The sequence below is a fragment of the Burkholderia puraquae genome, assembly GCF_002099195.1.
In the GTDB taxonomy this organism is placed as follows: domain Bacteria; phylum Pseudomonadota; class Gammaproteobacteria; order Burkholderiales; family Burkholderiaceae; genus Burkholderia; species Burkholderia puraquae.
The window spans coordinates 25,000-51,553 of sequence record NZ_NBYX01000029.1; the positions used below are offsets into that span (position 1 = coordinate 25,000).

Annotated in this window: 23 protein-coding genes; 16 read left to right on the forward strand and 7 right to left on the reverse strand. The window is 67.8% G+C overall.

The window, feature by feature from the left end; translation table 11 throughout:
* Positions 1-87 precede the first annotated feature (87 nt).
* Positions 88-834, forward strand: a complete 747-nt coding sequence (locus B7G54_RS33755) for a glucose 1-dehydrogenase (protein ID WP_085043049.1) — start codon at positions 88-90, stop codon at positions 832-834.
* Between the two features lie 52 nt (positions 835-886).
* Here the strand turns inward: B7G54_RS33755 and B7G54_RS33760 are convergent, their stop codons facing one another.
* From B7G54_RS33760 to B7G54_RS33780, 5 genes are all read right to left on the reverse strand, one after another.
* Complete coding sequence (locus tag B7G54_RS33760) at positions 887-1,381, reverse strand: heme-degrading domain-containing protein (RefSeq protein ID WP_085043050.1); 495 nt, start codon at positions 1,379-1,381, stop codon at positions 887-889.
* Between the two features lie 82 nt (positions 1,382-1,463).
* Complete coding sequence (gene iolB / locus B7G54_RS33765) at positions 1,464-2,282, reverse strand: 5-deoxy-glucuronate isomerase (protein ID WP_085043051.1); 819 nt, start codon at positions 2,280-2,282, stop codon at positions 1,464-1,466.
* Between the two features lie 44 nt (positions 2,283-2,326).
* Positions 2,327-3,256 (reverse strand): myo-inosose-2 dehydratase, encoded by a 930-nt coding sequence (iolE, locus tag B7G54_RS33770; RefSeq protein WP_085043052.1) that lies wholly within the window; start codon positions 3,254-3,256, stop codon positions 2,327-2,329.
* A 61-nt stretch (positions 3,257-3,317) separates the two neighbouring features.
* Positions 3,318-5,201, reverse strand: coding sequence for a 3D-(3,5/4)-trihydroxycyclohexane-1,2-dione acylhydrolase (decyclizing) (gene iolD, locus B7G54_RS33775; RefSeq protein WP_085043053.1), 1,884 nt, complete (start codon positions 5,199-5,201; stop codon positions 3,318-3,320).
* A gap of 46 nt (positions 5,202-5,247) precedes the next feature.
* Positions 5,248-7,206 carry a bifunctional 5-dehydro-2-deoxygluconokinase/5-dehydro-2-deoxyphosphogluconate aldolase gene (locus B7G54_RS33780; RefSeq protein WP_085043054.1) on the reverse strand — a complete coding sequence of 653 codons (1,959 nt, stop codon included), beginning with the start codon at positions 7,204-7,206 and terminating at the stop codon, positions 5,248-5,250.
* Between the two features lie 317 nt (positions 7,207-7,523).
* Here B7G54_RS33780 and B7G54_RS33785 point away from each other — a divergent pair, with 317 nt between their 5' ends.
* From B7G54_RS33785 to B7G54_RS33820, 8 genes are all read left to right on the forward strand, one after another.
* Positions 7,524-8,450, forward strand: a complete 927-nt coding sequence (locus B7G54_RS33785; protein WP_085043055.1) for a sugar ABC transporter substrate-binding protein — start codon at positions 7,524-7,526, stop codon at positions 8,448-8,450.
* Positions 8,451-8,518: 68 nt separating this feature from the next.
* Entirely contained in the window at positions 8,519-10,093 is a 1,575-nt protein-coding gene (locus B7G54_RS33790) for a sugar ABC transporter ATP-binding protein (protein ID WP_085043056.1), read from the forward strand.
* A gap of 26 nt (positions 10,094-10,119) precedes the next feature.
* The gene (locus B7G54_RS33795) at positions 10,120-11,145 is read left to right on the forward strand and encodes an ABC transporter permease (RefSeq protein WP_085043057.1); all 1,026 of its coding nucleotides are present in this window, start codon (positions 10,120-10,122) and stop codon (positions 11,143-11,145) included.
* Positions 11,146-11,221: 76 nt separating this feature from the next.
* Positions 11,222-12,133 carry a sugar phosphate isomerase/epimerase family protein gene (locus B7G54_RS33800; protein WP_085043058.1) on the forward strand — a complete coding sequence of 304 codons (912 nt, stop codon included), beginning with the start codon at positions 11,222-11,224 and terminating at the stop codon, positions 12,131-12,133.
* Between the two features lie 59 nt (positions 12,134-12,192).
* Entirely contained in the window at positions 12,193-13,206 is a 1,014-nt protein-coding gene (gene iolG, locus B7G54_RS33805; protein WP_085043059.1) for a bifunctional inositol 2-dehydrogenase/D-chiro-inositol 1-dehydrogenase, read from the forward strand.
* A 31-nt stretch (positions 13,207-13,237) separates the two neighbouring features.
* Positions 13,238-14,164 carry a TIM barrel protein gene (locus B7G54_RS33810; protein ID WP_085043060.1) on the forward strand — a complete coding sequence of 309 codons (927 nt, stop codon included), beginning with the start codon at positions 13,238-13,240 and terminating at the stop codon, positions 14,162-14,164.
* A 48-nt stretch (positions 14,165-14,212) separates the two neighbouring features.
* Positions 14,213-15,385, forward strand: a complete 1,173-nt coding sequence (locus B7G54_RS33815; protein ID WP_085043061.1) for a Gfo/Idh/MocA family protein — start codon at positions 14,213-14,215, stop codon at positions 15,383-15,385.
* Between the two features lie 296 nt (positions 15,386-15,681).
* Entirely contained in the window at positions 15,682-16,566 is an 885-nt protein-coding gene (locus tag B7G54_RS33820; protein WP_085043087.1) for a MurR/RpiR family transcriptional regulator, read from the forward strand.
* 59 nt (positions 16,567-16,625) lie between these two features.
* Here the strand turns inward: B7G54_RS33820 and B7G54_RS33825 are convergent, their stop codons facing one another.
* Positions 16,626-18,146: a CoA-acylating methylmalonate-semialdehyde dehydrogenase gene (locus B7G54_RS33825; RefSeq protein WP_085043062.1), complete on the reverse strand. Its 1,521-nt coding sequence runs from the start codon at positions 18,144-18,146 to the stop codon at positions 16,626-16,628.
* A 114-nt stretch (positions 18,147-18,260) separates the two neighbouring features.
* Between B7G54_RS33825 and B7G54_RS33830 the strand changes: the two genes are divergently transcribed.
* The 7 genes from B7G54_RS33830 to B7G54_RS33860 all read left to right on the forward strand — a co-directional run bounded on the left by B7G54_RS33830 (position 18,261) and on the right by B7G54_RS33860 (position 25,530).
* Positions 18,261-19,196 carry a LysR family transcriptional regulator gene (locus B7G54_RS33830; protein ID WP_071334345.1) on the forward strand — a complete coding sequence of 312 codons (936 nt, stop codon included), beginning with the start codon at positions 18,261-18,263 and terminating at the stop codon, positions 19,194-19,196.
* A gap of 117 nt (positions 19,197-19,313) precedes the next feature.
* On the forward strand, positions 19,314-19,541 hold the full coding sequence (locus tag B7G54_RS33835; protein ID WP_006402122.1) for a sulfurtransferase TusA family protein: 228 nt from the start codon (positions 19,314-19,316) through the stop codon (positions 19,539-19,541).
* Between the two features lie 194 nt (positions 19,542-19,735).
* Complete coding sequence (locus B7G54_RS33840) at positions 19,736-20,149, forward strand: peptidase (RefSeq protein ID WP_085043063.1); 414 nt, start codon at positions 19,736-19,738, stop codon at positions 20,147-20,149.
* Positions 20,150-20,417: 268 nt separating this feature from the next.
* The gene (locus tag B7G54_RS33845) at positions 20,418-21,122 is read left to right on the forward strand and encodes a response regulator transcription factor (RefSeq protein WP_006490421.1); all 705 of its coding nucleotides are present in this window, start codon (positions 20,418-20,420) and stop codon (positions 21,120-21,122) included.
* Positions 21,119-22,480: a FecR family protein gene (locus B7G54_RS33850; protein ID WP_085043064.1), complete on the forward strand. Its 1,362-nt coding sequence runs from the start codon at positions 21,119-21,121 to the stop codon at positions 22,478-22,480. Before B7G54_RS33845 ends, B7G54_RS33850 begins: the two co-directional genes overlap by 4 nt.
* A 10-nt stretch (positions 22,481-22,490) precedes the next feature.
* The gene (locus B7G54_RS33855; protein ID WP_085043065.1) at positions 22,491-24,878 is read left to right on the forward strand and encodes a CHASE2 domain-containing protein; all 2,388 of its coding nucleotides are present in this window, start codon (positions 22,491-22,493) and stop codon (positions 24,876-24,878) included.
* Between the two features lie 37 nt (positions 24,879-24,915).
* On the forward strand, positions 24,916-25,530 hold the full coding sequence (locus B7G54_RS33860) for a DUF4136 domain-containing protein (protein WP_085043066.1): 615 nt from the start codon (positions 24,916-24,918) through the stop codon (positions 25,528-25,530).
* Between the two features lie 62 nt (positions 25,531-25,592).
* Here B7G54_RS33860 and galU read toward each other — a convergent pair whose 3' ends face one another.
* A complete protein-coding gene (gene galU / locus B7G54_RS33865) occupies positions 25,593-26,477 on the reverse strand; it encodes a UTP--glucose-1-phosphate uridylyltransferase GalU (protein WP_085043067.1) in 885 nt (294 codons plus the stop codon).
* Positions 26,478-26,554 lie beyond the last annotated feature (77 nt).

The window sequence follows — 26,554 nt, forward strand, 5'->3', positions numbered from 1 at the left end:
ACCCTACATTGCCAGTCATGCCGGTTCGCCGCATCGATGCGCAACCGGCGCCATCCATCGAGTGTCTTCTGACTGAGGAATGAAATCATGAGCAAGCTGGCAGGCAAGGTAGCGATCGTCACGGGCGGATCGAAGGGCATCGGTGCCGCGATCGCGAAGGCATTGGCCGCGGAAGGCGCGTCGGTCGTCGTCAACTACGCGAGCAGCAAGGCGGGCGCCGACTCGGTCGTGAGCGCGATCGTCGAAGCCGGCGGCCGCGCGGTCGCGGTCGGTGGCGACGTGTCGAAGGCAGCCGACGCGCAGCGCATCGTCGATACGGCGATCGACACGTACGGCCGTCTCGACGTGCTCGTCAACAATTCCGGCGTGTACGAATTCGCACCGATCGAAGCGATCACCGAAGAGCACTACCGCCGGCAGTTCGATACGAACGTGTTCGGCGTGCTGCTGACGACGCAGGCCGCCGTCAAGCATCTCGGCGAAGGCGCGAGCATCATCAACATCAGCTCGGTGGTGACCAGCATCACGCCGCCCGCGAGCGCCGTGTACAGCGGCACCAAGGGCGCGGTCGATGCGATCACCGGCGTGCTCGCGCTCGAACTCGGCCCGCGCAAGATTCGCGTGAACGCGATCAACCCGGGGATGATCGTGACCGAGGGCACGCACAGCGCGGGCATCATCGGTTCGGATCTCGACAAGCAGGTGCGCAGCGAGACGCCGCTCGGCCGCCTCGGCGAGCCGGACGACATCGCGTCGGTTGCCGTGTTCCTCGCGTCGGACGATGCACGCTGGATGACCGGCGAGCATCTCGTCGTGAGCGGCGGGTTGAACTGATCGTGCCGGGCGGCGCCTCGGTGCACGTGCGCCGGTCGCGCTGCCCGTGCCGTTACGCGTGCATCGCGAGCGCGTAACGGCCGACGTGCCACTGCAGGCTCTCGACGACGAGCGCGTGATTGCGTTCCGAATCGAGCCCTGCGATCGTCATCGCGCCGACGATGCCGGTTCCGTCGATCCGCAACGGCACGCCGCCGCCGTCGAGCGCATAGTCGTCATCCGACAGTCCCTGCGACTGCAGCGACCAGCCGGCGCGGCGAAAGCGCTCGCCGACCGCGAGCGAACTGAGGCCGAAGCGCAATACCGTGTTCTGTCGCCGGCGGATGGCGTCGCTGTCGCGGGCGTCGCTGCCGTCGAGCGCGCAATAGAACAGCGGCGCCTGCTCGCCGACGACGCTTACTGCGATCGGCAGCCCGCGGCGGGAGGCAAGGTTGACTGCGATTTCACCCATCCGGCGAGCGATCGCCGCATCGAAGCGCGGCAGCGCCGGATGCGACGCATCGTCGTCGAACGGATGGGGGGCGAGGCGAAAGAGGGTCGTCACCATGGCGGCTCCGTGGCATCGCCGGCTCTGGGTGCGCGTGCCGGGCGTTGCATTGTCACGGGCCGCGCGCGGGCCCGTCTTCCGTTCAGCGCTTCGGCGCCGCGTCGAGCATCCACTCGTGCGCGGGATCGTTCTTGAACGCCCACGCGCGGCTCGGCCCGGCCATCACGTTCAGGTAGTACAGGTTGTAGCCGTGCGGCGCGACGACCGGGTGGTAGCCGCGCGGCACCATCACGACGTCGTGGTTCTCGACCGCGCATGCTTCGTCGAGGCTGCGGTCGTCCGTGTACACGCGCTGGAACGCGAAACCTTGCGGCGGATCGATGCGGTGGTAATAGGTTTCCTCGAGCGAGGTTTCTTCAGGTGCCGCGTCGCGGTCGTGCTTGTGCGGCGGATAGCTGCTCGAATGGCTGGCCGGCGTGACGACCTCGACCACGAGCAGCCGGTCGGCCGCCGGGTTGTCGCCCATCAGGATGTCGCACACGTAGCGCGTGTTGGTGCCTTGCCCGCGCACCGAGCGGCGCATCCGCTCGCCGTCGAGGCGTTGCACGGGCTTGTCGCCGCTGGCGTATGGGGCGGTACACAGCGCGATTTCCGCATCGCGCGTCGCGACCAGCGTGACCGTCTTGCCGCCCGGCACGTACAGCGCGTCCGGCGAAACGTCCTCGAAGACGCTGTCGCGCTTGCCGAGCGCATCGTAGGTGTTGCCGTCGACGTCCGCGCGCACCGTGCCCGTGAGAACGACGACGCACAGCTCGCGCGTGCCGGTGTCGAGCGTTTCGGTGTCGCCGGCCTTCAGGCGCAGTGCCCGGAAACCGACGTGCTTCCAGCCGGCCGACTCGGGCGTGACGTTGCAGATTTCGCGGTCGGCAGAGGCCTTGACCAGCAGGGGAGAAATCGTCATGGGGTGGGGCTCCGCAACAGGGTAGGGCTCGGGCGTTCGAACGCTTACGCGCTCAACCGGTCGACAATTGCGCGCAGCGATTCGTAGCCCTTCTTCGCATACGCATAGCTCGGCGCGACGGCCGGATCCTGCTCGGCCTCGACGACGAGCCAGCCTTCGTAACCGGCGTCCTTCAGCGTGCGCAGCGTCGCGTCGTAGTCGAGCGCGCCGTCGCCCGGCACCGTGAAGGTGCCGTTGATCACGCCGTTCAGGAAGCTCCAGCCGTCGTTGCGCGCCTGCGTGACGACCTGCGGCCGCACGTCCTTGCAATGCACGTGGACCACGCGCGAGACATGCTTCTTCAGCAGCGTGACCGGGTCGGCCGCGCCGCCGAAATACGCGTGGCCGGTATCGAACAGCAGGAACACCTTCGCCGGGTCGGTCAGCGCCATCAGCCGGTCGACGTCGTCGGGCGACTCGACGTACGCGCCCATGTGGTGATGGTAGGCGAGCTTGATGCCGTACGTGTCGAGCAGGTGCGCACCGAACGCGTCGAGGCGCGCCGCGTAGCGCCGCCACGCAGCATCGTCGACGAAGCGCGGCCGCTTCGCGACCGGCATGTCGATGTTGCCCTGGATCGTGCCCGCGCATTCGCCGTAGACCACCACCTTGACGTCGTTGACCTGCAGCTTCGTCATGTGCGCGCGGCAGCGCTCGATTTCCGCAGCGACTGCATCGGCGTCGCTCATGCCCGGCTCGACCTCGGCGAGGAAGCCCGAATACCAGCCCGACACGCACACGAGGCCGAATTCGGCGAGCTTCGCCTTCAGCTCGGGGCCCGTCTTCGGAAACTTGTTGCCGAGCTCGAAGCCCGCGTAGCCGATTTCGGCGCCTTCCTTCAGCGCCGTTTCGAGCGGCGTCTCGCCGCCGAGCGACGGCAGGTCGTCGTTCATCCACGACAGGGGATTGATACCGATGCGGACGTTCCAGCTCATGGCGTGCTTCCTTGGTTCGAAGGTGTTTTTCGCAGGGAGGGTTCGTGGGCAGTGCGCGCCATCAGCGCCGCTGCCGGGTCTTTGCGTCGAGATACGCGCGGTGCGCGTCGGCGACGCCGGAACGTTCGGATACCTGCGGCACCGCCACCTCCCACCATGCGCCGCCGTCGTCGGTCGTGCGCCGGTGCGTGGTGTCGATCACGAGCACCTGGCTCTTCTTCGCCGCGCGGGCGCGCTTCATTTCGCTGCGCAGCTCGCCGATGTCGCGCACGTGCACGGCTTCGGCGCCCATCGCGCGCGCATGCATCGCGAAGTCGATCGTCGAGCGCTCGCCGCCTTCCGGCACGCAGTCGTCGAGCATGTTGTTGAAGCTCGCGCCGCCGCAATTCAGTTGCAGCCGCTCGATGCAGCCGTAGCCGCGGTTGTCGAGGATCACGACGATGATCTTGCGGCCGAGCATCACGGACGTCGCGAGTTCCGCGTTGAGCATCATGTACGAGCCGTCGCCGACGATCACGATCACTTCGCGCTCGGGCCGCGCGAGCTTCGCGCCGAGGCCGCCCGCGACCTCGTAGCCCATGCACGAGTATGCATAGTCCATGTGGTAGTTGCCCGGCACGCCGCTGCGCCACAGCTTGTGCAGCTCGGCCGGCAGCGTGCCGGCCGCGCACACGACGAGGTCGTCGCGCGCGCTGTCGCGCCCCGCGTCGGCCGCGGAGTCGCGCACCGCGCCGATCACTTCCGCGTCGTATGGCAGCGTGTCTTGCGGCACGCGCGTCGTGAGTTCGGTCACGCGTGCGTTCCACGCGGCGGCCTGGTCGCGGTTGCTCGCGGTCCATGCCGGGTCGGCCTGCCAGCCGGCCAGTGCGGCCGACAGCTGGCCGAGGCCCGTGCGCGCATCGGCTACCAACTGGCGGCCGCGCTTCTTGCCCGCGTCGAACGGCTGCACGTTCAGGCTCAGCAGCGTTGCGTTGCCGTAGAGCGCATGCGAGCCGGTCGTGAAGTCCTGCAGCCGCGTGCCGACCGCGAATACCACGTCGGCCTGCGCGGCCGCGCGGTTCGCGGCCGGCGAGCCCGTCACGCCGATCGACCCGAGATTCAGCGGATGGTCCCACGCGAGGCTGCCCTTGCCAGCCTGCGATTCGGCGACCGGCACGCCATGCGTATCGGCGAACGCGCGCAGCGCATCCCATGCCTGGCTGTACAGCACGCCGCCGCCCGCGACGATCAGCGGCTTCTTCGCGGCCTTCAGCGCGTCGAGCGCATCGGCGAGCTCGAGCGCGTCGGCCGGCGGCCGGCGCATCCGGATCACCGGCGGCGCGAAGAAACTCTCGGGCCAGTCGTACGCAAAGGTCTGCACGTCCTGCGGCAGCGCGAGACAGACGGGGCCGCACTGTGCCGGGTCGGTCATCACCTGGATCGCGCGCGGCAGCGCGACGAGCAACTGCTCGGGCGACGTGATCCGGTCGAAGTAGCGCGTCACCGGCCGGAAGCAGTCATTCGCGCTGACGTCGCCCTGTTCGAAATCCTCGACCTGCTGCAGCACGGGGTCGGGCAGCCGCGACACGAACACGTCGCCGGGCAGCAGCAGCAGCGGGAGCCGGCCCACGTGCGCGAGCGCGGCCGACGTCAGCATGTTGGTCGCACCGGGGCCGATGCTCGACGTCGCGGCCATCATCCGCTGGCGGAAATTCGCTTTCGCGAACGCGACGGCCGCATTGGCCATCCCTTGCTCGTTGTGGGCGCGCAAGGTCGGCAGCCGGTCCCGTTCCGCGTGCAGCGCTTCGCCGAGCCCGGCCACGTTGCCGTGGCCGAAGATCGCGAATACGCCGCCGCAGTACGGCAGGATCTCGGTGCGGCCGTCGGGCTGGACGACTTCGGCGCGCAGGGCGGCCAGGTATCGCACGAGCGCCTGGCTGACGGTCAGTCTTACGGTAGAGGTCATGTCGATCGGTGAAGAGGATTCGGGTGGATCATCGCGGGGCGTCGCGTCAGGCCGCGGCGGCGCGCTCGGCCGCGGCACGGCGGCCGAGCCACGCGTCGACCAGCTGCGCGAAGTTGCCGGCGACTTCGTCGATCAGCGCCTGGTCGTCGATCCGGCCGGCGAACCAGTTCAGCGATGCATCGGCCCACAGCGTGCGCCCGACCATGAAGCCCTTGACGATCGGGTTGGTCGCCGAGCGGAAGCTGTCGACCAGGTATTGCAGCGGCTGGTTCAGCCCGAGGATCACAGCGCCCCGGCAGTGCGGGTCGCGCTCGGCGATCAGCGCGGCGAGCCGCGCCCAGCCGTCGGCGCTCAGCGGCGTGAGCTTCCACCATTCGGGCATTACGCCGAGGTTGTAGAAGCGTGCGATCGTGCGCAGCACCGCGTCGTCCTCGGTGCCGGCCGGCGTGACCGCGCGCGGCGGAATCATTTCCAGCAGCAGCTCGTTGCCGCTGGCGCGCGTGGCTTCCCACAGTTCCAGCACACGCTGCTCCTGTTCGACGCGCAGGTCGACATCGTCGTCGGGATGATAGTGAACGAGGCACTTCACGACCTGTTCGGTCGGCCAGTGCGTGAGCGACGAGCCGACCGAGCGCGTCTCGTCGAAACGCAGCGGCCGCGAACCCGGCAGCTCGACCGGGCGGCCGACCCACCAGCCGCGCCCGGTAGCCGACGCAAGCGCGTCGCTGCCGTAGCTGCCGCCGTCGATCAGCACGCCGACGTGACCTTCGAGGCGGCGATCGCGCTCGACCTGTTCGACCGCGCGCACGAGCAGGCGCTTCAGCGTCTTGATCCGCGCTTCGTCCGCGCCGGCCTGCACCGCGAGTTCGTAGAACTGGCTGCGATGGTCGAATGCCATCACGCACAGCTCGTCCCATTTGCGGCGCGGCACCGTCACGCGATGCAGGTGCGCGAGCGTGCGGTCGGCGTCGACCGCCGGATTGCGGCTGCCGTCGAACCAGTGCGCGAGCTCGGCCGGCGTCGGCATCGCGGCCGAGCACGCATGGCGCGACACGACGATCGCACCGCACGCGTTCGCGATGCGCGTCGACTCGGCCCAGTCGCGGCCGCGCAACAGCCCCGACAGCAGGCCCGACAGGAACGCGTCGCCCGCGCCGAGCACGTTGAGCACCTCGACGCGTTCGCCGAGGAAGGTCGGCGCATCGTCGATGCGGGCGGGAATGTCGCCTTCGATCACGCAGCAGCCGAGCGCGCCGCGCTTGACGACCAGCGTCGCGTTCGTGATGTTGCGCACCGCCTGCAACGAGCCGATCAGGTCGTGCGGCACGCCGCCCGCGATCAGGAATTCTTCCTCGGTGCCGACCAGCAGGTCGAATTCGCCGAGCACCTGCTGCAGCTGCCGCGTCACCTGTGCGTCCGGCACGTAGCGGTTCTCGCCCGCGCCGCGCGCGGTCAGCCCCCACAGCACGGGCCGGTAGTCGATGTCGAGAACCCGCACGACGCCGTGGCGGCGCGCGTAGCCGAGCGCGGTCAGCGACGCTTCGCGCGTGGCCGGCGTCGACAGGTGCGTGCCGGTGATCGCGAGCGCGCGGCAGCCGGCGATGAAGTCCTCGCTGATCTCGTCGGCGCGCACGGCCATGTCCGCACAGTTCTCGCGCACGAACAGCAGCGGGAACGTGTCGCGATCCTTCAGCCCGAGCAGCACCAGCGCGGTGAGTCGCTCGCGGTCGGTCTGCAGCTGGCTCGTGTCGCAGCCTTCGCGCTCGAGCGTCTCGCGCAGGAAACGGCCCATCTGCTCGTCGCCGACGCGCGAGATCATCGCGGTCTTCAGCCCGAGCCGGGCTACGCCGAATGCGACGTTGCCGGACGAGCCGCCGAGATACATCTGGAAGCTGCGCGCGTCTTCGAGGCGGCTGCCGTACTGCTGCGCATAGAGATCCACGGCCACGCGGCCGAGGCAGGCGAGATCGATGGGGCGGTCACTCGGAAAGTTCAGCAGGCTCATATCACGTGTCACGCTCGCGGCCGGCGGTCGGCGATGCCGGCGGATTAGGGGACCGATCCGATCGCAGCCGTCCGCAACGTCGACTGCACGACGCGGGACTGCCTGCCGCAAGGAATCGGGCTACGGAACGGAGTCTAGACTTTTTGGAAATCCAGTTCCCTAGGTGAAATCACGTAGAAATAAATTTCCAAATTTTCGAGGAAGTGATCTACAGTTTCATCCGGATGCTTCAGTCCGCATCGGATTCGATCGGACTCGGCCCGGCGGCGCGCAACGTGCCGTCTTCCGCCCCCCGGAGATGAGGAGACAGATTGATCATGAAGACCAAGCTGATGGCCGTCGCGGCCGCCGCGATCCTGGCTGCGCCGCTCGCGCATGCCGAGAAGATCGGCGTGACGATGGCGTCGTTCGACGACACGTTCCTGACCATCCTGCGCAACAGCATCGCCGATTCGGCGAAGAAGGACGGCGCGACGGTACAGATCGAGGACGGCGGCAACGACGTCGGCAAGCAGTTGAGCCAGGTCCAGAACATGATCGCGCAGAAAGTCGACGCGATCATCGTGAATCCGGTCGATACCGACGCGACGCCGAAGATTACGAAGATGGTGACCGCGGCGAAGATCCCGCTCATCTACGTGAACCGCAAGCCGGTCGATTTCGACAAGCTGCCGGCCGGCGTCGCGGTCGTTGCGTCCGACGAGAAGCAGTCGGGCACGTTGCAGGCGCGCCAGGTGTGCAAGCTGCTCGGCGGCAAGGGCGACCTGCTCGTGCTGATGGGCGAGCTGTCCAACGAATCGGCGCGCGCCCGCACCAAGGACATCGAGGACGTGATCGCGACGAAGGATTGCGCGGGCATGAAGATCGTCGACAAGCGCGAGGGCAAGTGGAGCCGCACGCAGGGCCAGGACATCACGATGAACTGGCTGAGCTCCGGCACGAAGTACGACGCGATCATCTCCAACAACGACGAGATGGCGATCGGCGCGATCAATGCGCTGAAGGCCGCGCGCAAGTGGACGCCGAAGACGATCGTCGCGGGCATCGACGCGACGCCGGACGGCCTCGCATCGATGAAGAGCGGCGACCTGAAGGTATCGGTGTACCAGAACGCGGCCGGGCAGGGGCAGCAGGCCGTCGCGGCCGCGCTCAAGCTCGCGAAGAAGCAGCCCGTCGACCGCTACTTGAACGTGCCGTTCGAGCTCGTGACGCCAGAGAACATGAACCAGTACGCGAAGCACTGACCGGTGATCCGTTGAACTGCGCGGGCCCGGCATGACCGGGCTCGCGCGCGACTCGTCGAGGAACGTCCATGTTTACAGCCAGGATCGCGCGCCCGATGGCCGGCGACGATGCGCCGGCCGCTTCGTCCGGCTCGTCGGCCCCGCCGGCTTCTTCCGCGGCCGACTGCGTGCTCGAGGTGCGCGGCGTCGGCAAGTCCTTTCCCGGCGTCGTCGCGCTCGACGGCGTGCAGTTCCGCGTGCGCCGCGGCACCGTCCATGCGCTGATGGGCGAGAACGGCGCGGGCAAGTCCACGCTGATGAAGATCATCGCGGGCGTCTACACGCCCGACCAGGGCGAGATCCTGATCAACGGCGAGCCCGTCGTGCTGAACGGCCCGCTCGATGCGCTCGACCGCGGCATCGCGATGATCCACCAGGAACTCAACCTGATGCCGTACATGACGGTCGCGGAGAACATCTGGATCCGCCGCGAACCGAAGAACCGCTTCGGCCTGATCGATCACGCCGCGCTGCGCCGCCAGACGGCCGAGCTGTTCGAGCGGCTGTCGATCGACATCGATCCGGAAACCGACGTGCGCACGCTGACCGTCGCGAGCCGCCAGATGGTCGAGATCGCGAAGGCCGTGTCGTTCGACTCGGACGTGCTGATCATGGACGAGCCGACCTCTGCGCTGACCGACAAGGAAGTCACGCACCTGTTCCGGATCATTCGGCAGCTGCGCGAGCAGGGCAAGGGCATCGTCTACATCACGCACAAGATGAACGAGCTGTTCGAGATCGCCGACGAGTTCTCGGTGTTCCGCGACGGCAAGTACATCGGCACGCATGCGTCGAGCGACGTCACGCGCGACGACATCATCCGCATGATGGTCGGGCGCGAGATCACGCAGATGTTCCCGAAGGAGGAGGTGCCGATCGGCGACGTCGTGCTGTCGGTGAAGGACCTCGGCGTCGACGGCGTGTTCCGCGACGTGAGCTTCGAGCTGCGCGCGGGCGAGATCCTCGGCGTGGCCGGCCTCGTCGGCTCGGGGCGCTCGAACGTCGCGGAGGCGCTGTTCGGCGTCGTGCCGGCCACGTCGGGCGAGATCCGGATCGACGGCAAGCCGGTGCGCATCGCGACGCCGGCGCAGGCGATGAAGCACGGAATGGCCTTCCTGACCGAAGACCGCAAGGACACCGGCTGTTTCCTGAATCTCGACCTGCTCGCGAACATGGAAGCGGCAGTGCTCAGCAATCGCTACGTGAAGTTCAATTTCGTGCGGCAGGCGCAGTTGAAGCGCGACTGCGAGGAAATGAGCCGGATGCTGCGCGTGAAGTCGCCCGGGCTGCACGAGGAGATCCAGAACCTGTCGGGCGGCAACCAGCAGAAGGTGCTGATCGGCCGCTGGCTGCTCACGCAGCCGCGCATCCTGATCCTCGACGAACCGACGCGCGGCATCGACGTCGGCGCGAAGGCCGAGATCCACCGGCTCGTCAGCGCGCTCGCCGGCAAGGGCGTCGCGGTGCTGATGATCTCGTCGGAGATGCCGGAAGTGCTGGGAATGAGCGATCGCGTGATGGTGATGCACGAAGGGCGCATGACCGGCATCGTCGATCGCAAGGACGCCGACCAGGTCCGCATCATGGATCTCGCGTCGCGCTGAGCCGAAACAAGATTGGAGACAAAGAAATGGGCAACCTGAACCCGGTCGCGGATGCGCAGACCATGACCATCAAGGCGCGGCACACGAAGTGGCCGCCGGAGCTGAGCATCTTCCTCGTGCTCGTCGGCATCAGCCTGTTCTTCGAGATCGTCGGCTGGATCGTCGTCGGCCAGAGCTTCCTGTTCAACACCGAGCGGCTCGAGATCATCGTGCTGCAGATGGCCGTGATCGGCATCATCGCGGTCGGCGTGAACCTCGTGATCATCACCAGCGGGATCGACCTGTCGTCGGGCTCGGTCGTGGCCGCCGCGGCGGTCGTCTCGGCGAGTCTCGCGCAGGTGTCCGACTTCCCGCGCGCGGTGTTTCCGCACCTGACCGACCTGCCGATCATCTGGCCCGTGCTGGCCGGCGTGTGCGTCGGGCTGCTGGTCGGCCTGCTGAACGGCTCGCTGATCGCGATGACGGGCATCCCGCCGTTCATCGCGACGCTCGGCACGATGGTGGCCGCGCGCGGGTTCGCGAAGTGGTTCACCAACGGGATGCCGGTGTCGATGCTGACCGACTCGTTCGCGGCCATCGGCGCAGGCGCCAATCCGGTGATCATCTTTCTCGTGGTCGCCGCGATCTTCCACGTCGTGCTGCGCTACACGCGCTTCGGCAAATACACGTATGCGATCGGCGCGAACCGTCATGCGGCCGTCGTGTCGGGCATCAACGTCACGCGCCACCTGATCTTCGTCTACGCGATCGCGGGCCTGCTGAGCGGGATCGCCGGCACCGTGACGGCCGCGCGTGCGATCTCGGGCCAGTCGGGCATGGGCGTGATGTACGAGCTCGACGCGATCGCGGCCGTCGTGATCGGCGGCACGTCGCTGTCGGGCGGTCTCGGCCGTGTGACGGGCACCGTGATCGGCGTGCTGATCCTCGGCGTGATGACGTCGGGCTTCACGTTCATCCGCATCGACGCGTATTACCAGGAGATGGTCAAGGGCGCGATCATCGTCGCGGCCGTGATCGCCGACCAGTACCGCAACAAGAAGAAGCGCCGCTGACCTGTCATGCATCGCCGGACGAGGGCGGCACGTGCCGCCGCCTTCGTCCGGAACCCGCCACCGACGAGGACATTCGATGAAGATTGCTCTGGACCCCTACATGATTCGCCACCTGCCGCTCGACCGCCTGCCGCACGCGGTGGCCGAGCTCGGCTACGACCAGATCGAGCTGTCGCCGCGCAGCGACTTCCTCGACTGGTGGGTGATGCCGCGCGCGACGCGCGAGCGGATGGCCGCGTTCCGGCAGGCGATGCGCGCGAGCGGCGTCGGCCTCGCGTCGCTGCAGCCGATGTACCGCTGGGCGAGCCCGTTCGAGGACGAGCGCCAATGGGCGGTGCGCTGCTGGAAGAAGGCGATCGAAGTGGCGGTCGAGATGGAGTGCGCGCTGATGGTGTCCGAGTTCGGGCGCGGCGCGTCGCCCGAGCGCTCGGTCGGCGAACGGCCGGGTGCGAACCCGAAGGAGCTGTGCGAAGCCGCGTGGTTCCGGTCGATGGACGAGCTGCTGCCGATCCTCGAGCGCGAACGCATCGTGCTGTCGGTCGAGCCGCATCCGGAGGACTGGATCGAGCAGCTGCAGCCGGCGATCGACATCGTCACGAACCTCGCTTCGCCGTCGCTGAAGCTGTCGTACATCGCGCCGCACACGTTCTACTACGGCGACGACATGGCCGCGATGATCGCGCAGGCCGCGCCGATCCTCGCGCACGTGCGCGTGGCCGACACCTTCGACCACCGCAAGAGCAGCCAGCTGCGCTACATCGTGAACCCGCCCGGTTCGAACCAGATCCGCGTGCACCAGCATCTCGACATCGGGCAGGGCGAGATCGACTGGGACGTGTTTTTCCGCGCGCTCGGCGCGGCAGGCTTCGACGGCGTGATGTCGTCGTGCGTGTTCGCGTGGGAGGACCGCGCGGAAGCGTCGTCGCGCTACATGTGCGACACGATCCGGCGCTACGTCGAGAGTCATTTCGATCGTACGGCGCGCTGAAGGATGACTGACCGGTGTGGCGAATGCCGCACCGCAAATGAACGACTGGAGACTTTCAGATGACCTTGCAAATTGGCGTGATCGGCTGCGGCGCGATCGGCCAGGACCATATTCGTAGACTGACCCGCACGCTGTCCGGTGCGCGTGTCGTGGCCGTCAACGACATCGATCCGCAGCAGGCGCGCGACGCGGTGACGAAATACGGGCTCGACGCCGAGATCTACGGCGATGGCCACGAGGTGGTCGCGGTTGCCGACGTGCAGGCCGTGCTCGTCACGTCGTGGGGGCCGACGCACGAAGCGTTCGTGCTCGATGCGATCGCGCACGGCAAGCCGGTGTTCTGCGAGAAGCCGCTCGCCGTCACGGCCGAAGGCTGCATGCGGATCGTCGAAGCCGAAGTCACGCACGGCAAGCGGCTCGTGCAGGTCGGGTTCATGCGTCCGTACGACGAAGGCTATCGCGCGCTGAAGCGCGTGATCGACAGCGGCGAGATCGGCGCACCGCTGATGCTGCATTGCGCGCACCGCAACCAGTCGGTTGGCGAGCGCTACACGACCGACATGGCCATCACCGACACGCTGATCCACGAGCTCGACGTGCTGCGCTGGCTGCTCGGCGAGGACTACGTGAGCACGCAAGTCGTCTATCCGAAGAAGACGCGCCATGCGTCCGCGCATCTCGCCGATCCGCAGATCGTGCTGCTGGAAACCGCGAGCGGCGTGCGCATCGACGTCGAGATCTTCGTGAACTGCCAGTACGGCTATGACATCCAGTGCGAGGTGGTGGGCGAGCAGGGCATCGCGAAGCTGCCCGATCCGCCGGCCGTGGGGCTCAAGCATGCGGCGCGACAGTCGGTCGAGATCATGACCGACTGGAAGGCGCGCTTCATCGCGTCGTACGACGTCGAGCTGCAGGCGTTCATCGACGGCGTGCGGGCACACGCGCTCACCGGGCCGTCGGCCTGGGACGGCTACGCGGCGGCGGTCGCGGCCGACGCCTGCGTGCGTGCGCAAAAGAGCGGGGCGGTCGAGCCGATCGCGATGGCCGAACGCCCCGCGTTCTATCGCGGCTGAACCGCAACACTTATCTACCGGATCGACCGACATGACGATGAAGATAGGTTGCGCCCCGTGCTGCTGGGGCGTCGACGACGTGAAGAACCCGCACCTGCCGCCGTGGCGCCAGGTGCTCGCCGAGGCCGCGCAGGCCGGCTACTCGGGGATCGAGCTCGGGCCGTACGGCTACATCCCGCTCGACCTCGACGTGGTGAGCGCCGAGCTCGAGCGGCAGCGCCTGAGCATCACGGCCGGCACGATTTTCGACGATCTCGTGTCGCCCGAGAACCTGCCGAACCTGCTGCGCCAGACGCGCGACATCTGCGCGCTGATCACACGGCTGCCGAAACTGCCGACGCAGGACGGCCAGCGCTACGCTGCGCCGTACTTGGTCGTGATGGACTGGGGGCATGAAGCGCGCGATTACGCGGCCGGCCACGCCGATCGCGCGCCGCGGCTATCGGACGAGAGCTGGTCAACGATGATCGGGCACATCGGGCAGATCGCGACGATCGCGCGCGACGAATTCGGCGTGCGCACGGTGATCCATCCGCATGCGGGCGGCTACATCGAGTTCGCGGACGAGATCGACCGGATCGTCGCCGACATTCCGGCCGACACGGCCGGCCTCTGTCTCGACACCGGCCACCTGTACTACTCGGGCATGGATCCGGAAACGTGGCTGCGCCGCCACGCGGCACGCCTCGACTACGTGCATTTCAAGGACATCGACGCGGCCGTGTACGACGCGGTGATGGGCGAGCACATCGCGTTCTTCGCCGCATGCGCGCGCGGCGTGATGTGCCCGATCGGCACCGGCGTGCTCGACTACCGATCGATCAAGCAGGCGCTCGACGAGATCGGCTACGCCGGCACCATCACGATCGAGCAGGAGCGCGACCCGCGCAATGCCGGCACGAGCCTGCGCGACGTCGCCGCGAGCCGCGCGTTTCTTGCATCGGCCGGCTTCGCATGATCCACCGCATCACGCACACCCTGAAAACGGACCAGGAACACCACCATCATGATTGACGGACAGATTCTGCTTGGACATTCGATTCGCTGGGGCATGGTCGGCGGCGGGCTCGGCAGCCAGATCGGCTACAGCCACCGGTCGGCCGCGTTGCGCGACGGCAGCTTCCAGCTGGTCGCCGGCGCGTTCGACATCGATCCCGAGCGCGGCCGCCAGTTCGGCGTGAAGCTCGGCGTCGCGGCAGAGCGCTGCTATCCCGACTACGCGACGATGTTCGACGCCGAGTCGCGCCGCCCGGACGGCGTTCGCGCGGTGTCGATCGCAACGCCGAACAACACGCACTTCGAGATCTGCCGCGCCGCGCTGAACGCGGGGCTGCACGTGGTCTGCGAGAAGCCGCTGTGCTTCACGACCGAGGAGGCCGAGGCGCTGGAGCGGCTGTCGGTCGAGAAGAACCTGATCGTCGGCGTCGCGTACGGCTATTCCGGACACCAGATGATCGAACAGGCGCGCGAGATGATCGCACGCGGCGATCTCGGCGAGATCCGCATCGTGCAGATGCAGTTCGCGCACGGGTTCCACAGCGAGGGTGTCGAGGCGGCGAGCGCGGCCGCGCGCTGGCGCGTCGACCCGAAGTTCGCGGGGCCGAGCTACGTGCTCGGCGACATCGGCACGCATCCGCTGTACATCTCCGAGGTGATGGCGCCCGAACTGAAGATCCGGCGGCTGATGTGTTCGCGGCAGAGCTTCGTGAAGAGCCGCGCGCCGCTGGAAGACAACGCGTTCACGATCATGGAATACGACACGGGTGCGGTCGGCTACGTGTGGTCGAGCGCGGTGAACGCGGGCTCGATGCACAGCCAGAAGGTGCGCGTGATCGGCTCGAAGGCGAGCGTCGAGTGGTGGGACGAACATCCGAACCAGTTGCGCTACGAAGTGCAGGGGCAGCCCGCGCAGGTGCTCGATCGCGGGATGGGCTATCTGCATCCGCACGCATTGCGCGAGGATCGCATCGGCGCCGGGCACCCGGAAGGGCTGTTCGAGGCCTGGTCGAATCTCTATGCGCGCTTCGCGCTCGCGATGGATGCAGCCGATCGCGGCGACGCCGCGGCGCTGAAGCGCATTCACTTTCCGGACGTCCACGCAGGCGTGGAAGGCGTGCGCTGGGTCGAGAACTGCGTGCGTTCCGCCGATGCGGGCGGCGTGTGGGTCGACTATCGTTGAACCAGCGGCACGGGCCGGCCATCGGCGCGCGGCGGGCGATTTCGCGCTGCTTCGCACCGATGGCCGGCTTGGTAGACGCCCTAATCTTTACGACGCCGCGAGAGCGTTGGACAATCGCTTCCAGTATCGCCGTGGAGCGTAGGCAAGTGATGATCGAGCGCGTGGGAGCGAGCACGCGGCGCGGGCCGCGTCGCAAACGTGATTAAATTCGCCCTTCATGCATGTATCCAGGTGAGCCCCGCGCCGCGTTCGTCGACATTGCGCGCATGCCGGGGCCGTCAACTTCGCGCTATCCGATGAGTTCATCCGAGAAACCTCCCGCCACCGTCGAGCAGTTCCTGCAGCATCTGACGCAGGAGTACGACGGCCTCAGCAATCGCCTGAAGGTGATTGCGCGCCACGTGGAAACGCATCGGGACCAGCTTGGCCTGGAAGGCATCCAGTCGCTCGCGGAAGCGTGCGGCGTCCAGCCGTCGGCCGTCGTGCGCTTCGCGAAGCATTTCGGCTTCTCCGGCTTCTCCGAGATGCAGCGGTTGTTCCGCGAGGGGCTCGCGCAGCAGATCGCGCCGGGCCGTGCGTACAACCTGCGGCTGCGCGACGTGATCGAATCGGGCTCGTCGAGCCTGCAGCCCGAGCAGATCGCCGACGAGTTCATCAAGGGCAGCATCGCGGGGATGCAGCAGCTGCGCCAGACGCTCGATTCGCAGGCGCTTGCGCAGGCCGTCGACCTGCTCGCCGATACGCAGGCGATCTGGATCGCGGGCTCGCGGCGCGCGTTTCCGATTGCCGTGTACCTCGACTACGCGCTGCAGCACACCGACAAGCGCATCGGGCTGTTCAGCGCGCTCGGCAGCATGCATCTCGGGCAGATCCGCTCGGTGCGCGAGGGCGACGTGATGATCGTCATCTCGTTCATGCCGTATGCGGAAGAAACCGTGCAGGTCGCGCAGCAGGCCGTGCAGCGCGGCGCGCGGCTGATCGCGATCACCGACAGCCGGATGAGCCCGCTTGCGCGGGAGGCCGAGGTGACGCTGATGGTGCAGGACAGCGCGACGTTCGGCTTCCGCGCGCTGACGGCCACGATGGGCCTTGCGCAGAGCCTGTTCGTCGCGCTCGCGTACCGGCTCGAACTGTCGTACCTGCCCACCGCCGACGGCGCGCACGGCACGCAGGCCGGCTGACGCAGGCTGCCGGCGCACCGCCCGCGTGACCGATCGGCGGGCGGCGTGCCGTCAGGCGGTTACTTCGCGGTCGGCATCGCGAATTCGGCGCCCTTGCCGATGCTCGACGACCAGCGCTGCATCACCGACTTCTGGCGCGTATAGAAGCGCACGCCTTCCTCGCCGTATGCGTGCATGTCGCCGAACAGGCTCTTTTTCCAGCCGCCGAAGCCGTGCCACGCCATCGGCACCGGAATCGGCACGTTGATGCCGACCATGCCGACCTGGATGCGCCGTGCGAACTCGCGTGCGATGCCGCCGTCGCTCGTGAAGCACGACACGCCGTTGCCGAATTCGTGCGCGTTGATCAGGTCGACCGCCTCGCCGAAATCCTTCACGCGCACGCAGCCGAGCACGGGCCCGAAGATTTCTTCCTTGTAGATGCGCATGTCGGGCGTCACGTGGTCGAACAGCGTGCCGCCGGTGAAGAAGCCTGCCTCGCGGCCCGGCACACGCAGCCCGCGGCCGTCGACCACCAGTTGTGCGCCTTCGTTCACGCCTTGCTCGATATAGCCTTCGATGCGCTTGAGCGCCTCGCCGGTGACGATCGGGCCCATCTCGACTTCCGGCGACATGCCGTCGCCGATCACCAGCTTGCGCGCGCGCTCGGCCACCAGCGGCACGATCTGGTCCGCGACGTCGCCCACCAGCACCGCGACGCTGATCGCCATGCAGCGTTCGCCGGCCGAGCCGTACGCGGCGCCGATCAGCGCGTCGACGGCCTGCTCGAGGTTCGCATCGGGCATCACGACCAGATGGTTCTTCGCGCCGCCGAGCGCCTGCACGCGCTTGCCCGACTGCACCGCGCGCTGCTGCACGTAGGCCGCGATCGGCGTCGAGCCGACGAAGCTGACGGCCTGCACGTCGGGGTGGTCGAGCAGCGCGTCGACCGCACCCTTGTCGCCCTGCACGACGTTGAACACGCCGGCGGGCAGGCCTGCCTGCGTGAGCAGGTCGGCGATGAACAAGGCCGCCGACGGGTCGCGCTCGCTCGGCTTCAGCACGAACGTGTTGCCCGTCGCGATCGCGACCGGGAACATCCAGCACGGCACCATGCACGGGAAGTTGAACGGCGTGATGCCCGCGACCACGCCGAGCGGCTGGCGCATCGTCCAGTTGTCGATGCCGGTGCTGACCTGGTCGGTGAAGTCGCCCTTCAGCAGTTGCGGCACGCCGCATGCGAATTCGATGATGTCGATGCCGCGCGCGACTTCACCCTGCGCGTCGGAGAACACCTTGCCGTGCTCGGCCGTGATGATTGCCGCGAGCGTGTCGCGGTGCTCGTTCATCAGTTGCAGGAAGCGGTGCAGCACGCGTGCGCGGCGGATCGGCGGCGTCGCGGCCCAGGCCGGGAACGCGGCATGGGCCGACGCGACGGCCTGCTGCACTTCGCTGTCGTCGGCGAGCGCCACGCGGCGCACCGCGCGGCCGAGCGCGGGATTGAGGACGTCCTGGAAGCGGCCGCTGCGGCCGGCGACGGGCGCGCCGTCGACATAGTGGCCGACGTCGGCGTCGGAGGTATACGCGGGAACCGGATTCATCGTGTCTCCTGGGGGATCGGGGTGGGGTGGACAGCACCCAGTCTAGGCAAACGCGCAGGGCGGGAGAAGGCCGCGCAGCTTGATTCACTGTTCAGAATTCTGAATAATCACTGGATGAATCAGCAAAATGTCCAGGCGCTCTGGCCGCATATCCATTCGCTGACGGTGCTGGCCGCGGCCGGCAGTTTCACGGCCGCCGCGCAGCGGCTCGGCATTAGCAAGGCCGCGATGAGCCAGCGCATCGCCGATCTCGAGAAGGCAGCCGGCGTGCCGCTCGTGCGCCGCACGACGCGCAGCGTACGGCTCACCGACGCGGGCCAGACGCTCGTCGACAGCACGCGCGACGCGTTCGAGTCGATCGGGCAGCACTTTGCACGCGTGAAGGACCTGGCCGGCGAGCCGCGCGGCCTGCTGCGCGTGACGGTGCCGGTCGCGCTCGGGCGCCAGCAGGTCGTGCCGCACCTGCCCGATTTCCTGCGGCAGCATCCGGGCGTGCAGATCGAGCTCGACCTGTCGGACCGGCTGCATTCGCTGACGCAGGAAGGTTTCGACCTCGCGATCCGCCATACGACCACCGCGCCGCAGACCCACGTCGCGTGGAAGTTGTGCGACACGCGCTCGCTGCTCGTCGCGAGCCGCGACTATCTCGACGCGCGCGGCGCGCCGCGCCACCCGAGCGAACTCGTCGAGCACAGCTGCCTGTGCTACCTGCGCGACAACGAACCGGCCGCATGGAGCTTCGAGCCGCACGGCCGGCGGCGCGAGCGCGTGAGCGTGCCGGTGCGCGGCAGCTTCGCGGCGAACAACAGCGAGGCGATGCGCGAAGCCGCGCTCGGCGGTCTCGGCATCGCGTTGCTGCCGGATTTCAGCGCGCAGCGCGATCTCGACGCCGGCCGGCTGGTCGCGCTGCTCGATGGCTGGCGGCCGTCGGGCGCGTTCGGCGACCACATCTTCGCGATCCGCCCGTACAGCCCGGTCGTGCCGAGCGCGGTGCGTGCGCTCGTGCGGCACCTGCGCGAACGGCTCGCGGGCGGCTTTTCGGGTACCTGAGCCCGGTGCCCGAGGGCGTCGGGCCGCGGGCGGCCCGGGCAGGCATGGCGGCGCTGCGGTAAAATCCCGGCTTCTTCCCGCGCCTTGGATGGCGCGTCATTCGAAGGTCGACAGCCGATGCAGATTCACAAGGAAGTGGATGCGCGCGGGCTTAATTGCCCGTTGCCGATCCTGCGTGCCAAGAAAGCGCTCGCCGATATGGAAAGCGGGCAAATCCTCAAGGTGCTCGCGACCGATCCGGGCTCGCAGCGCGATTTCGCCGCGTTTGCGAAGCAGACGGGCAACGAGATCGTCGAATCGACGACGCAGGACAAGACCTTCGTGTTCCTGATGCGCCGCCGCTGACGGCCCGCATCACGGTGCCGGCTGCCCCTGGCACCGGCCACGCTTCTCTGACAATTCTTAAACCTCGCTTCGTGATCGGCTGCGTATACTGACCCGGCCGGTCGTCCGCTCCAGGCGGATGCGCCGGCCACGGTACGTCGTATGGCGGGCACGGGGGCCATGCCTGATGCTACCGTCGTACAACGGGAGAGGACATGTCCTTCAGACCAGGGACCATTCGAAGTCCGTCCGGAGCGGAACGCAGCGTATCGGGACTGAGCCGTATCGAGCTCGACCCGCAACAGGATCGCCACGCGCGTGCTGCGCTGGAGGCCTACGCGGATTCGGCCGCGGCCGAGATGCCGTGGCTGGCCGAGTGGCTCGACGAACGGCTGCGCGATGCTGCACAGGACGACGGCTCGGGCCTGACCTACTGCGGTGCGACGATCGAGCGCGTGTTCGATCTGGCGCAGGCATGGGCGGCGAGCCAGCCGGACTACGCGGCCACCGCGTGGGAGCGCGTGCGCGGCCAGCTGCAGCAGATGCTTGCACAACCGGCGCGTCCGGAACCGCTGTCGCAGCGCGTGCCGGCCGACGATGTCGCCGAGCCGGTGGCGGGCATCGACTAGGCGCTCGATTGCGCGGCGGGAAGGATTATTCGAAGAAAAGACGGTAGTCCGCGCAATTTATTGGCGAATTTCATACTACTATGATGAAATCGCCGGTTCGTCCGTACCCCGTTTTTGAGATATTCAGCCGGGGTCGCCGGTTTGCGCAGGTGGCGCGAGCGGCGAACGACGGCTCGCCGGCCGGTATCCGGAAGCCGCGTGCGTGCTGCGCGGCCGGGTGGGGGCGGGGAGCTGAACTGGACGAATCGTTTTCGATTTGCGGGGTGCTATGAGAATTGCTGTACTGGATGACGATCCGGCCCAGACGGATTTCGTCAGTCAAACGCTGACGGCCGTTGGCCATACGTGCTATGCGTTCAAGGAAGGCAAGGCCCTGAAGAAGCGTCTGCAGCGCGAGACGTTCGATCTGCTGGTGCTCGACTGGAACGTGCCCGACATGTCCGGCGAGGAAGTGCTGAAGTGGGTGCGTGCCAATCAGACCGAGCACAGCCTGCCGATCATTTTCATGACGAGCCGCGACGACGAGGCCGGGATCACGCAGATCCTCAACGCCGGCGCCGACGATTACGTGGTCAAGCCCGTGTCGGGCCCGATCCTGCGTGCGCGCATCGGCTCGCTGCTGCGCCGCGCGTATCCGGTCAATGCCGAGGCCACGGTCCGCGAATTCGATCAGTTCCGTTTCGACGTGAACCTGAAGCAGGCCTACGTCGGCGACAAGGCCGTGAGCCTCACGCAGAAGGAATTCGAACTCGCGCTGCTGCTGTTCCAGCACCTCGACCGGCCGCTGTCGCGCGCGCACATTCTCGATCTCGTGTGGAAACAGGCGACCGACATCCCGTCGCGCACGATGGATACGCACATCTCGATGCTGCGCACCAAGCTCGGCCTGCGGCCCGAAAACGGCTATCGCCTCGCGCCGATCTACGGCTACGGCTACCGGCTCGAGCGGGTCGGCCAGGGAGAACCGGAGTGACCACGGGAATCACGCAGCGCACGGCGGGCCTGCGCACGGCAGCGCTGCGCGCAGCCTGCGCGGTCGCGTTTTCGTTCGCCGCGCAGCATGCAGTGGCCCAGCCGCCCGCGGCGGCGGGCAAGACGGTCGTCTACCGCACGCAGGCGGGCGACACGCTGTACGACGTCGCCGCACGCTACCTGCAGGGCGCGGACGACTGGCAACTGCTTCAGCAGATCAACGGCGTGCCCGCACCGAAGCACCTGCAGCCCGGCATCGCGCTGAAGCTGCCGGTCGCGCGTCTGCGCAAGGAAAAGCTGACCGCACGCGTCATCGCGGTGCAGGGCACGGCCGAACGCGCGTCCGGCGACGCTTACGCGCCGCTCGCGAACGATGCGACGCTCGCCGAGGGCGATCGCGTGCGCACGGGCCCGAACGGCTTCGTGACGATCGAGCTCGCCGACGGCACGCACATGAGCCTGCCGCCCGACAGCCAGCTCGACCTGAAGGCGCTGCGCCGCACGGTGCTGACCGGTACGCTCGATCGTGAGTTCATACTCACGCGCGGCTCGGTCGACAGCGAGGTCACTCATCTGAAGAAACGCGACGACCGCTTCCAGATCCGTTCACCGTCGGTCGTGGCCGGCGTGCGCGGCACGCACTTTCGCGTGAATTACGACGCGGCCGGCAATGCGTCGACGCGCGTCGAAGTGCTCGATGGCACCGTCGGCGTCGCGGGCGGCCAGCAGCCGGCCGACCCGACGCTCGTGCATGCGAATTTCGGTAGCGTCGCGACATCGTCCGGCGCGGTCGGTGCGCCCGTCGAGCTGCTGCCTGCGCCGGCGCTCGCGCATCCCGACAAGGTGCAGGACGAGCCCGACGTCGCATTCGACGTCGCACCGCTCGCACAGGCGCATGCGTACCGCGTGCAGCTCGCGCACGACGCGGGGCTGCTCGACCTGTTCCGCGAAACACGTACCGATTCGCCGCGCGCGGTCTTTCACGACGTACCGAACGGGAACTACTTCGTGCGGGTCGCCGCGATCGATTCGAACGGCCTCGAGGGCCGGCCGCGCACGTACGCGTTCGAACGCCGCGTGATGGGGCTCGACGCGAGCGCGTCGCCGGGTGCCGGCGGCTATGAGTTCCGCTGGTCGCCGAACGGTTCGGGCAAGGATGCGCGCTACCGGTTCGTGCTGTCGCGCTCGAAGGACCTGAGCGCACCGGTCATCGACCAGGTTGGCCTGCATGCGCGCCAGATCACCGTCGCGCACCTGCCGCCGGGCGACTATTTCTGGGCCGTGACCGTCGAGGAGTTCGAAGGCGGCAAGTTCTACGAGAAGACCAGTCCGGTCAGCGCGTTCACGCTGTCGCGCTGATCCGCGGCGCATGAAACCCGATTCCGTTTCCCCGCGGCGGCACCTCGGCCGCCGCTTCCTGATCGAATGGATCGCGATCGGCTGCCTCGGGATCGCGGTGATCCTCGCGTGCGCGCTCGGCCGCCTGTCGTCGAGCGTCGATGGCCTGATCTACGACCGGCTACTGATGCTGCGCAGCCTGCCGCTGTCGCCCGACGTGGTCGTCGTCGACATCGACAACCAGAGCGTGACCGCGCTCGGCCGCTGGCCGTGGTCGCGCGACGTGCATGCGCGGCTGCTCGACACGCTGGCGCGCGCGCAGCCGGCCGCCGTCGTCTACGACGTGCTGTTTACCGAACCGTCGCCGGAAGATCGCGCATTCGCGGACGCGATGAGCCGCGTGCCGACCTTCCTGCCCGTGCTGCTGAGCCCTGAGCAGGCCGACGGCTCGCGTGTGGTCGATCCGCCGGTGGCCGCGCTCGCGGCGCGCGCGGTGGGGCTCGGCCACATCAACCTCGAAGTCGACCGCGACGGCATCGTACGCAGCGTTGCGCTGTTCGAAAGCGACGGCCGCGTACGCTGGCCGCAACTGATGGTGCCCGTGTATCGCACGATCCAGGCCGGCCGCCTGCATCCGGTCGGCGGCGCACCCGGCGCGCATGCGCACGACCTGTCGCGCGACGCAGCCGGCGAGGGCCGCTACCTGATCCCGTTCAGCCGCAACACGCCCGCGTACCCGACGCTGTCGTTCGACGACGTGCTCGAAGGGCGCGTGAAGCCCGACGCGCTGCGCGGCAAGATCGTCGTTGTCGGCGTGACGGCGTCGGGGCTGTACGACCGTTTCGCGACGCCCGTGTCCGGCGAGTTCGGGCCGCTCGCCGGCGTGTATATCCATGCCAACGTGCTCGACATGCTGGCGACCGGCAGCGCGATCTCGCCCGCGTCTCGCGCCGCGCTGTTCGTCGCGTCGCTGCTGCCGCTCGCCGTGCTGCTGGGCGGCTTCCTGATGCTGTCGCCGTGGCGCGCGCTGCTGCTGACGCTGAGCCTTGCCGTGCTCGCTGTCGTTGCGAGCCTGGCGCTGCTGTTCGAGGCGCGCATCTGGCTGTCGCCGGCGCCCGCGATTTTCGGGCTGGTCGCCGTCTACCCGATCTGGAACTGGCGGCGCCTGGAAATGACGATGTCGTACCTGCGACGCGAGCTGCAGCGGCTCGCCGACGAGCCGCACCTGCTGCCCGAGGCGCCGCGCACGCGCAGCGTCGGCGGCGACGTGCTCGAGCGGCAGATGGCGCTGATGGCGCAAGCCGCGCAGCGCGTGCAGGACATGAAGCGCTTCGTGTGGGACAGCCTCGACAGCATGCCCGAGCCGATCTTCGTGACCGACCTGGCCGGCACCGTGCTGATCGCGAACCATGCGGCCAAGCGCTACGGGTCACGCCTGTCGCTGCCGCTGCCGGAAGGTCGGCCGCTGCGCACCGCGCTCGGCGAGCTGACCTTCATGAAGACCGTCGACGGCAACACCGAACACGACGTGGCGATCCGCGAGCACTGGCCGGCGGTGCTCGACCCGACGCTCGAGGCCGAACACGACGCGATGGCGCGCGGCATCGAGGTGCGCGATCGCGACGGGCTCGACCATCTGCTACGCTACGCAGCTTGCACGAACGCGCAGGGCCGCGTGACGGGCTGGATCGCCGGCCTCGTCGACGTGACCGAACTGCACGCGGCCGAGCGGCAGCGCGAGGAAGCGCTGCACCTGCTGTCGCACGACATGCGCTCGCCGCAGTCGTCGATTCTCGCGCTCGTCGAGATCGAGCGCGACCGCGCCGAGAGCGATGCGATGCGCGGGCTGCTCGCGCGGATCGAGCGCTATGCGCACCGTGCGCTGTCGCTGGCCGACGAGTTCGTGCAGCTGGCGCGTGCGGAGTCGCAGGTGTACCAGCTCGAGGTGACGAGCCTCGTCGACGTGTTGATCGATGCGAGCGACGAGGTGTGGCCGCAGGCGCAGGCGAAGCGTATCCGTGTCGACACCGACGTCGGCACCGGCATGTGCTGGGTGCGCGCGGACCGCTCGCTGATCACGCGCGCGTTCGTGAACCTGCTCAACAATGCAGTCAAATACAGTCCGTCCGATACCGTGATCACGTGTACGCTGGCGGTCGAGCACGTGTCGAAACGGTTGTTCTGTACGATTCGCGATCAGGGATACGGCATTGCGCCGGAGGATCAGCGGCATCTGTTCGAGCGTTTCAAGCGATTCCATGCCGGCGAGCGGCCCGAAATCTCGGGTTCCGGGCTTGGCATGGCATTCGTGAAGACGGTCGTCACGCGCCATGGGGGCAGCGTGTCGGTCGACAGCGAGGTGGGTGTCGGCACCGCGGTGACGGTGTCGCTGCCCGCGATCGACGAGCCGTCCGCCTGACAGGGCCGGGCACGACGGCAGGCATTTGGGGAAAGCCATGAGAAAGGAATGGGCAGCGGCCGCGCTGGCGGCGTCGCTGTTGACGGGTTGCGCCGGCGTGACGAGCGGCGTGAGCACGGTCGGGCAGCCGAGCGCGTTCGCATCCGGCGCGCACGGCTACGATTTCGTGCGGACGGCCGCACAGGCCGACGATGCCGAATACCGGCGGATCGAGACGCTCGTGCGTGACGAACTCGCGCACCGCGGCTTCGATGCGAAGCCGCTCGCGGCTGCGCGCTACCGGCTGTCGATCGCGTATGCAACGCAGCCGGCCGCGGTCGCGGCGAGCGCCGACGGGTGCGGTGCCGCGAGCAGCGCATGCGTGACGGTCGACGGGCCGGCGCCGTTCGCGCTGCCGTTCATGGGCCGCGTCTATCGCCATGTGCTGACGCTGCGTTTCGTCGACGCGAAATCGGGCGCGGACGTCTATCGCGTATCGGCCGCGCTGCGCGATCGCGACCCCGGTACACAGCAGGCCGTGCCGGCGCTCGTGAAGAGCGCGCTCGCGAAGGTGCCGTTCGGCGACGGCGGCGGCTGGCTCGTCAAGACGAAAAAAGACGACGCGGGCGGGATGCCGGGCGTCGTCTCGGTGAAGCCGGCCGAAGCACGCTGAGCGGCGGCCGGTGAGGTGAGGGCGGGGCCGCCGCGGGGCGAGCCCTTGTGCCCTTGCCGTGTTCAGTCGGCCGGGTGTGCGCCTCCGCGCGCGCGCAGGTACGCGTCGAATTCCGCGCCGACTTCCGCGTGGCGCAGTGCGAATTCGACCGTCGCCTTCAGGTAGCCGAGCTTGCTGCCGCAGTCGTAGCGCGTGCCCTGGTACTTGTAGGCGAGCACTTGTTCATCGGCGAGCAGTGCCTGGATTGCGTCGGTGAGCTGCAACTCGCCGCCCGCGCCGGGCTTCAGCGCGCGCAGGTGCTCGAAGATCCGCGGCTTCAGGATGTAGCGGCCGACCACGCCGAGGTTCGACGGCGCGACTTCCGGCGCCGGCTTCTCGATGATCGCCGACATCTTGACGATCGATTCCTCCCACTCCTTGCCGTCGACGATCCCGTACGACTTCGTCTCCGACGGCGGGATCTCTTCGACGCCGATCACCGAGCTGTGATAGTGGTCGAACACGTCGACCATCTGCTTCATCACGGGCGGGTTGCCGTCGAGCAGGTCGTCGGCGAGGATCACCGCGAACGGGTTGTCGGCCACGAGCTTTTCCGCGCACAGCACCGCGTGGCCGAGGCCGAGCGCTTCCGGCTGGCGTACGTAGAAGCAGTCGACATGGCTCGGCTTGATGCTGCGCACGAGTTCGAGCAGCTTTTCCTTGCCGCGCGCCTCGAGTTCGGCCTCGACCTCGTACGACTTGTCGAAGTGGTCCTCGATCGCGCGCTTGCTGCGCCCGGTGACGAAGATCATCTCGGTAATGCCGGCGGCGATCGCTTCCTCGACTGCGTACTGGATCAGCGGCTTGTCGACGACCGGCAGCATTTCCTTCGGGCTTGCTTTCGTAGCCGGGAGGAACCGCGTGCCGAGACCGGCCACGGGGAACACCGCCTTGGTAACTTTCAACATGATCGAACCTTTATTCCTGTAATCGACTTGTCAGACGGGTCTATGTTCACGTTCGCATTATAGTGAACGCAAACGAC

Excerpts from the sequence above, each read along its gene's own strand:
- B7G54_RS33755 (WP_085043049.1), top strand. The coding sequence starts at position 88 with ATGAGCAAGCTGGCAGGCAAGGTAGCGATCGTCACGGGCGGATCGAAG.
- B7G54_RS33840 (WP_085043063.1), top strand. The coding sequence starts at position 19,736 with ATGTCCTTCAGACCAGGGACCATTCGAAGTCCGTCCGGAGCGGAACGC.
- B7G54_RS33780 (WP_085043054.1), bottom strand. The coding sequence starts at position 7,206 with ATGAGCCTGCTGAACTTTCCGAGTGACCGCCCCATCGATCTCGCCTGC.
- B7G54_RS33820 (WP_085043087.1), top strand. The coding sequence starts at position 15,682 with ATGAGTTCATCCGAGAAACCTCCCGCCACCGTCGAGCAGTTCCTGCAG.
- iolB (WP_085043051.1), bottom strand. The coding sequence starts at position 2,282 with ATGACGATTTCTCCCCTGCTGGTCAAGGCCTCTGCCGACCGCGAAATC.
- iolD (WP_085043053.1), bottom strand. The coding sequence starts at position 5,201 with ATGACCTCTACCGTAAGACTGACCGTCAGCCAGGCGCTCGTGCGATAC.
- B7G54_RS33810 (WP_085043060.1), top strand. The coding sequence starts at position 13,238 with ATGACGATGAAGATAGGTTGCGCCCCGTGCTGCTGGGGCGTCGACGAC.
- B7G54_RS33825 (WP_085043062.1), bottom strand. The coding sequence starts at position 18,146 with ATGAATCCGGTTCCCGCGTATACCTCCGACGCCGACGTCGGCCACTAT.
- B7G54_RS33785 (WP_085043055.1), top strand. The coding sequence starts at position 7,524 with ATGAAGACCAAGCTGATGGCCGTCGCGGCCGCCGCGATCCTGGCTGCG.
- B7G54_RS33790 (WP_085043056.1), top strand. The coding sequence starts at position 8,519 with ATGTTTACAGCCAGGATCGCGCGCCCGATGGCCGGCGACGATGCGCCG.
- B7G54_RS33860 (WP_085043066.1), top strand. The coding sequence starts at position 24,916 with ATGAGAAAGGAATGGGCAGCGGCCGCGCTGGCGGCGTCGCTGTTGACG.
- galU (WP_085043067.1), bottom strand. The coding sequence starts at position 26,477 with ATGTTGAAAGTTACCAAGGCGGTGTTCCCCGTGGCCGGTCTCGGCACG.
- B7G54_RS33815 (WP_085043061.1), top strand. The coding sequence starts at position 14,213 with ATGATTGACGGACAGATTCTGCTTGGACATTCGATTCGCTGGGGCATG.
- iolG (WP_085043059.1), top strand. The coding sequence starts at position 12,193 with ATGACCTTGCAAATTGGCGTGATCGGCTGCGGCGCGATCGGCCAGGAC.
- B7G54_RS33830 (WP_071334345.1), top strand. The coding sequence starts at position 18,261 with ATGAATCAGCAAAATGTCCAGGCGCTCTGGCCGCATATCCATTCGCTG.
- B7G54_RS33795 (WP_085043057.1), top strand. The coding sequence starts at position 10,120 with ATGGGCAACCTGAACCCGGTCGCGGATGCGCAGACCATGACCATCAAG.
- B7G54_RS33835 (WP_006402122.1), top strand. The coding sequence starts at position 19,314 with ATGCAGATTCACAAGGAAGTGGATGCGCGCGGGCTTAATTGCCCGTTG.
- B7G54_RS33760 (WP_085043050.1), bottom strand. The coding sequence starts at position 1,381 with ATGGTGACGACCCTCTTTCGCCTCGCCCCCCATCCGTTCGACGACGAT.
- iolE (WP_085043052.1), bottom strand. The coding sequence starts at position 3,256 with ATGAGCTGGAACGTCCGCATCGGTATCAATCCCCTGTCGTGGATGAAC.
- B7G54_RS33855 (WP_085043065.1), top strand. The coding sequence starts at position 22,491 with ATGAAACCCGATTCCGTTTCCCCGCGGCGGCACCTCGGCCGCCGCTTC.
- B7G54_RS33845 (WP_006490421.1), top strand. The coding sequence starts at position 20,418 with ATGAGAATTGCTGTACTGGATGACGATCCGGCCCAGACGGATTTCGTC.
- B7G54_RS33800 (WP_085043058.1), top strand. The coding sequence starts at position 11,222 with ATGAAGATTGCTCTGGACCCCTACATGATTCGCCACCTGCCGCTCGAC.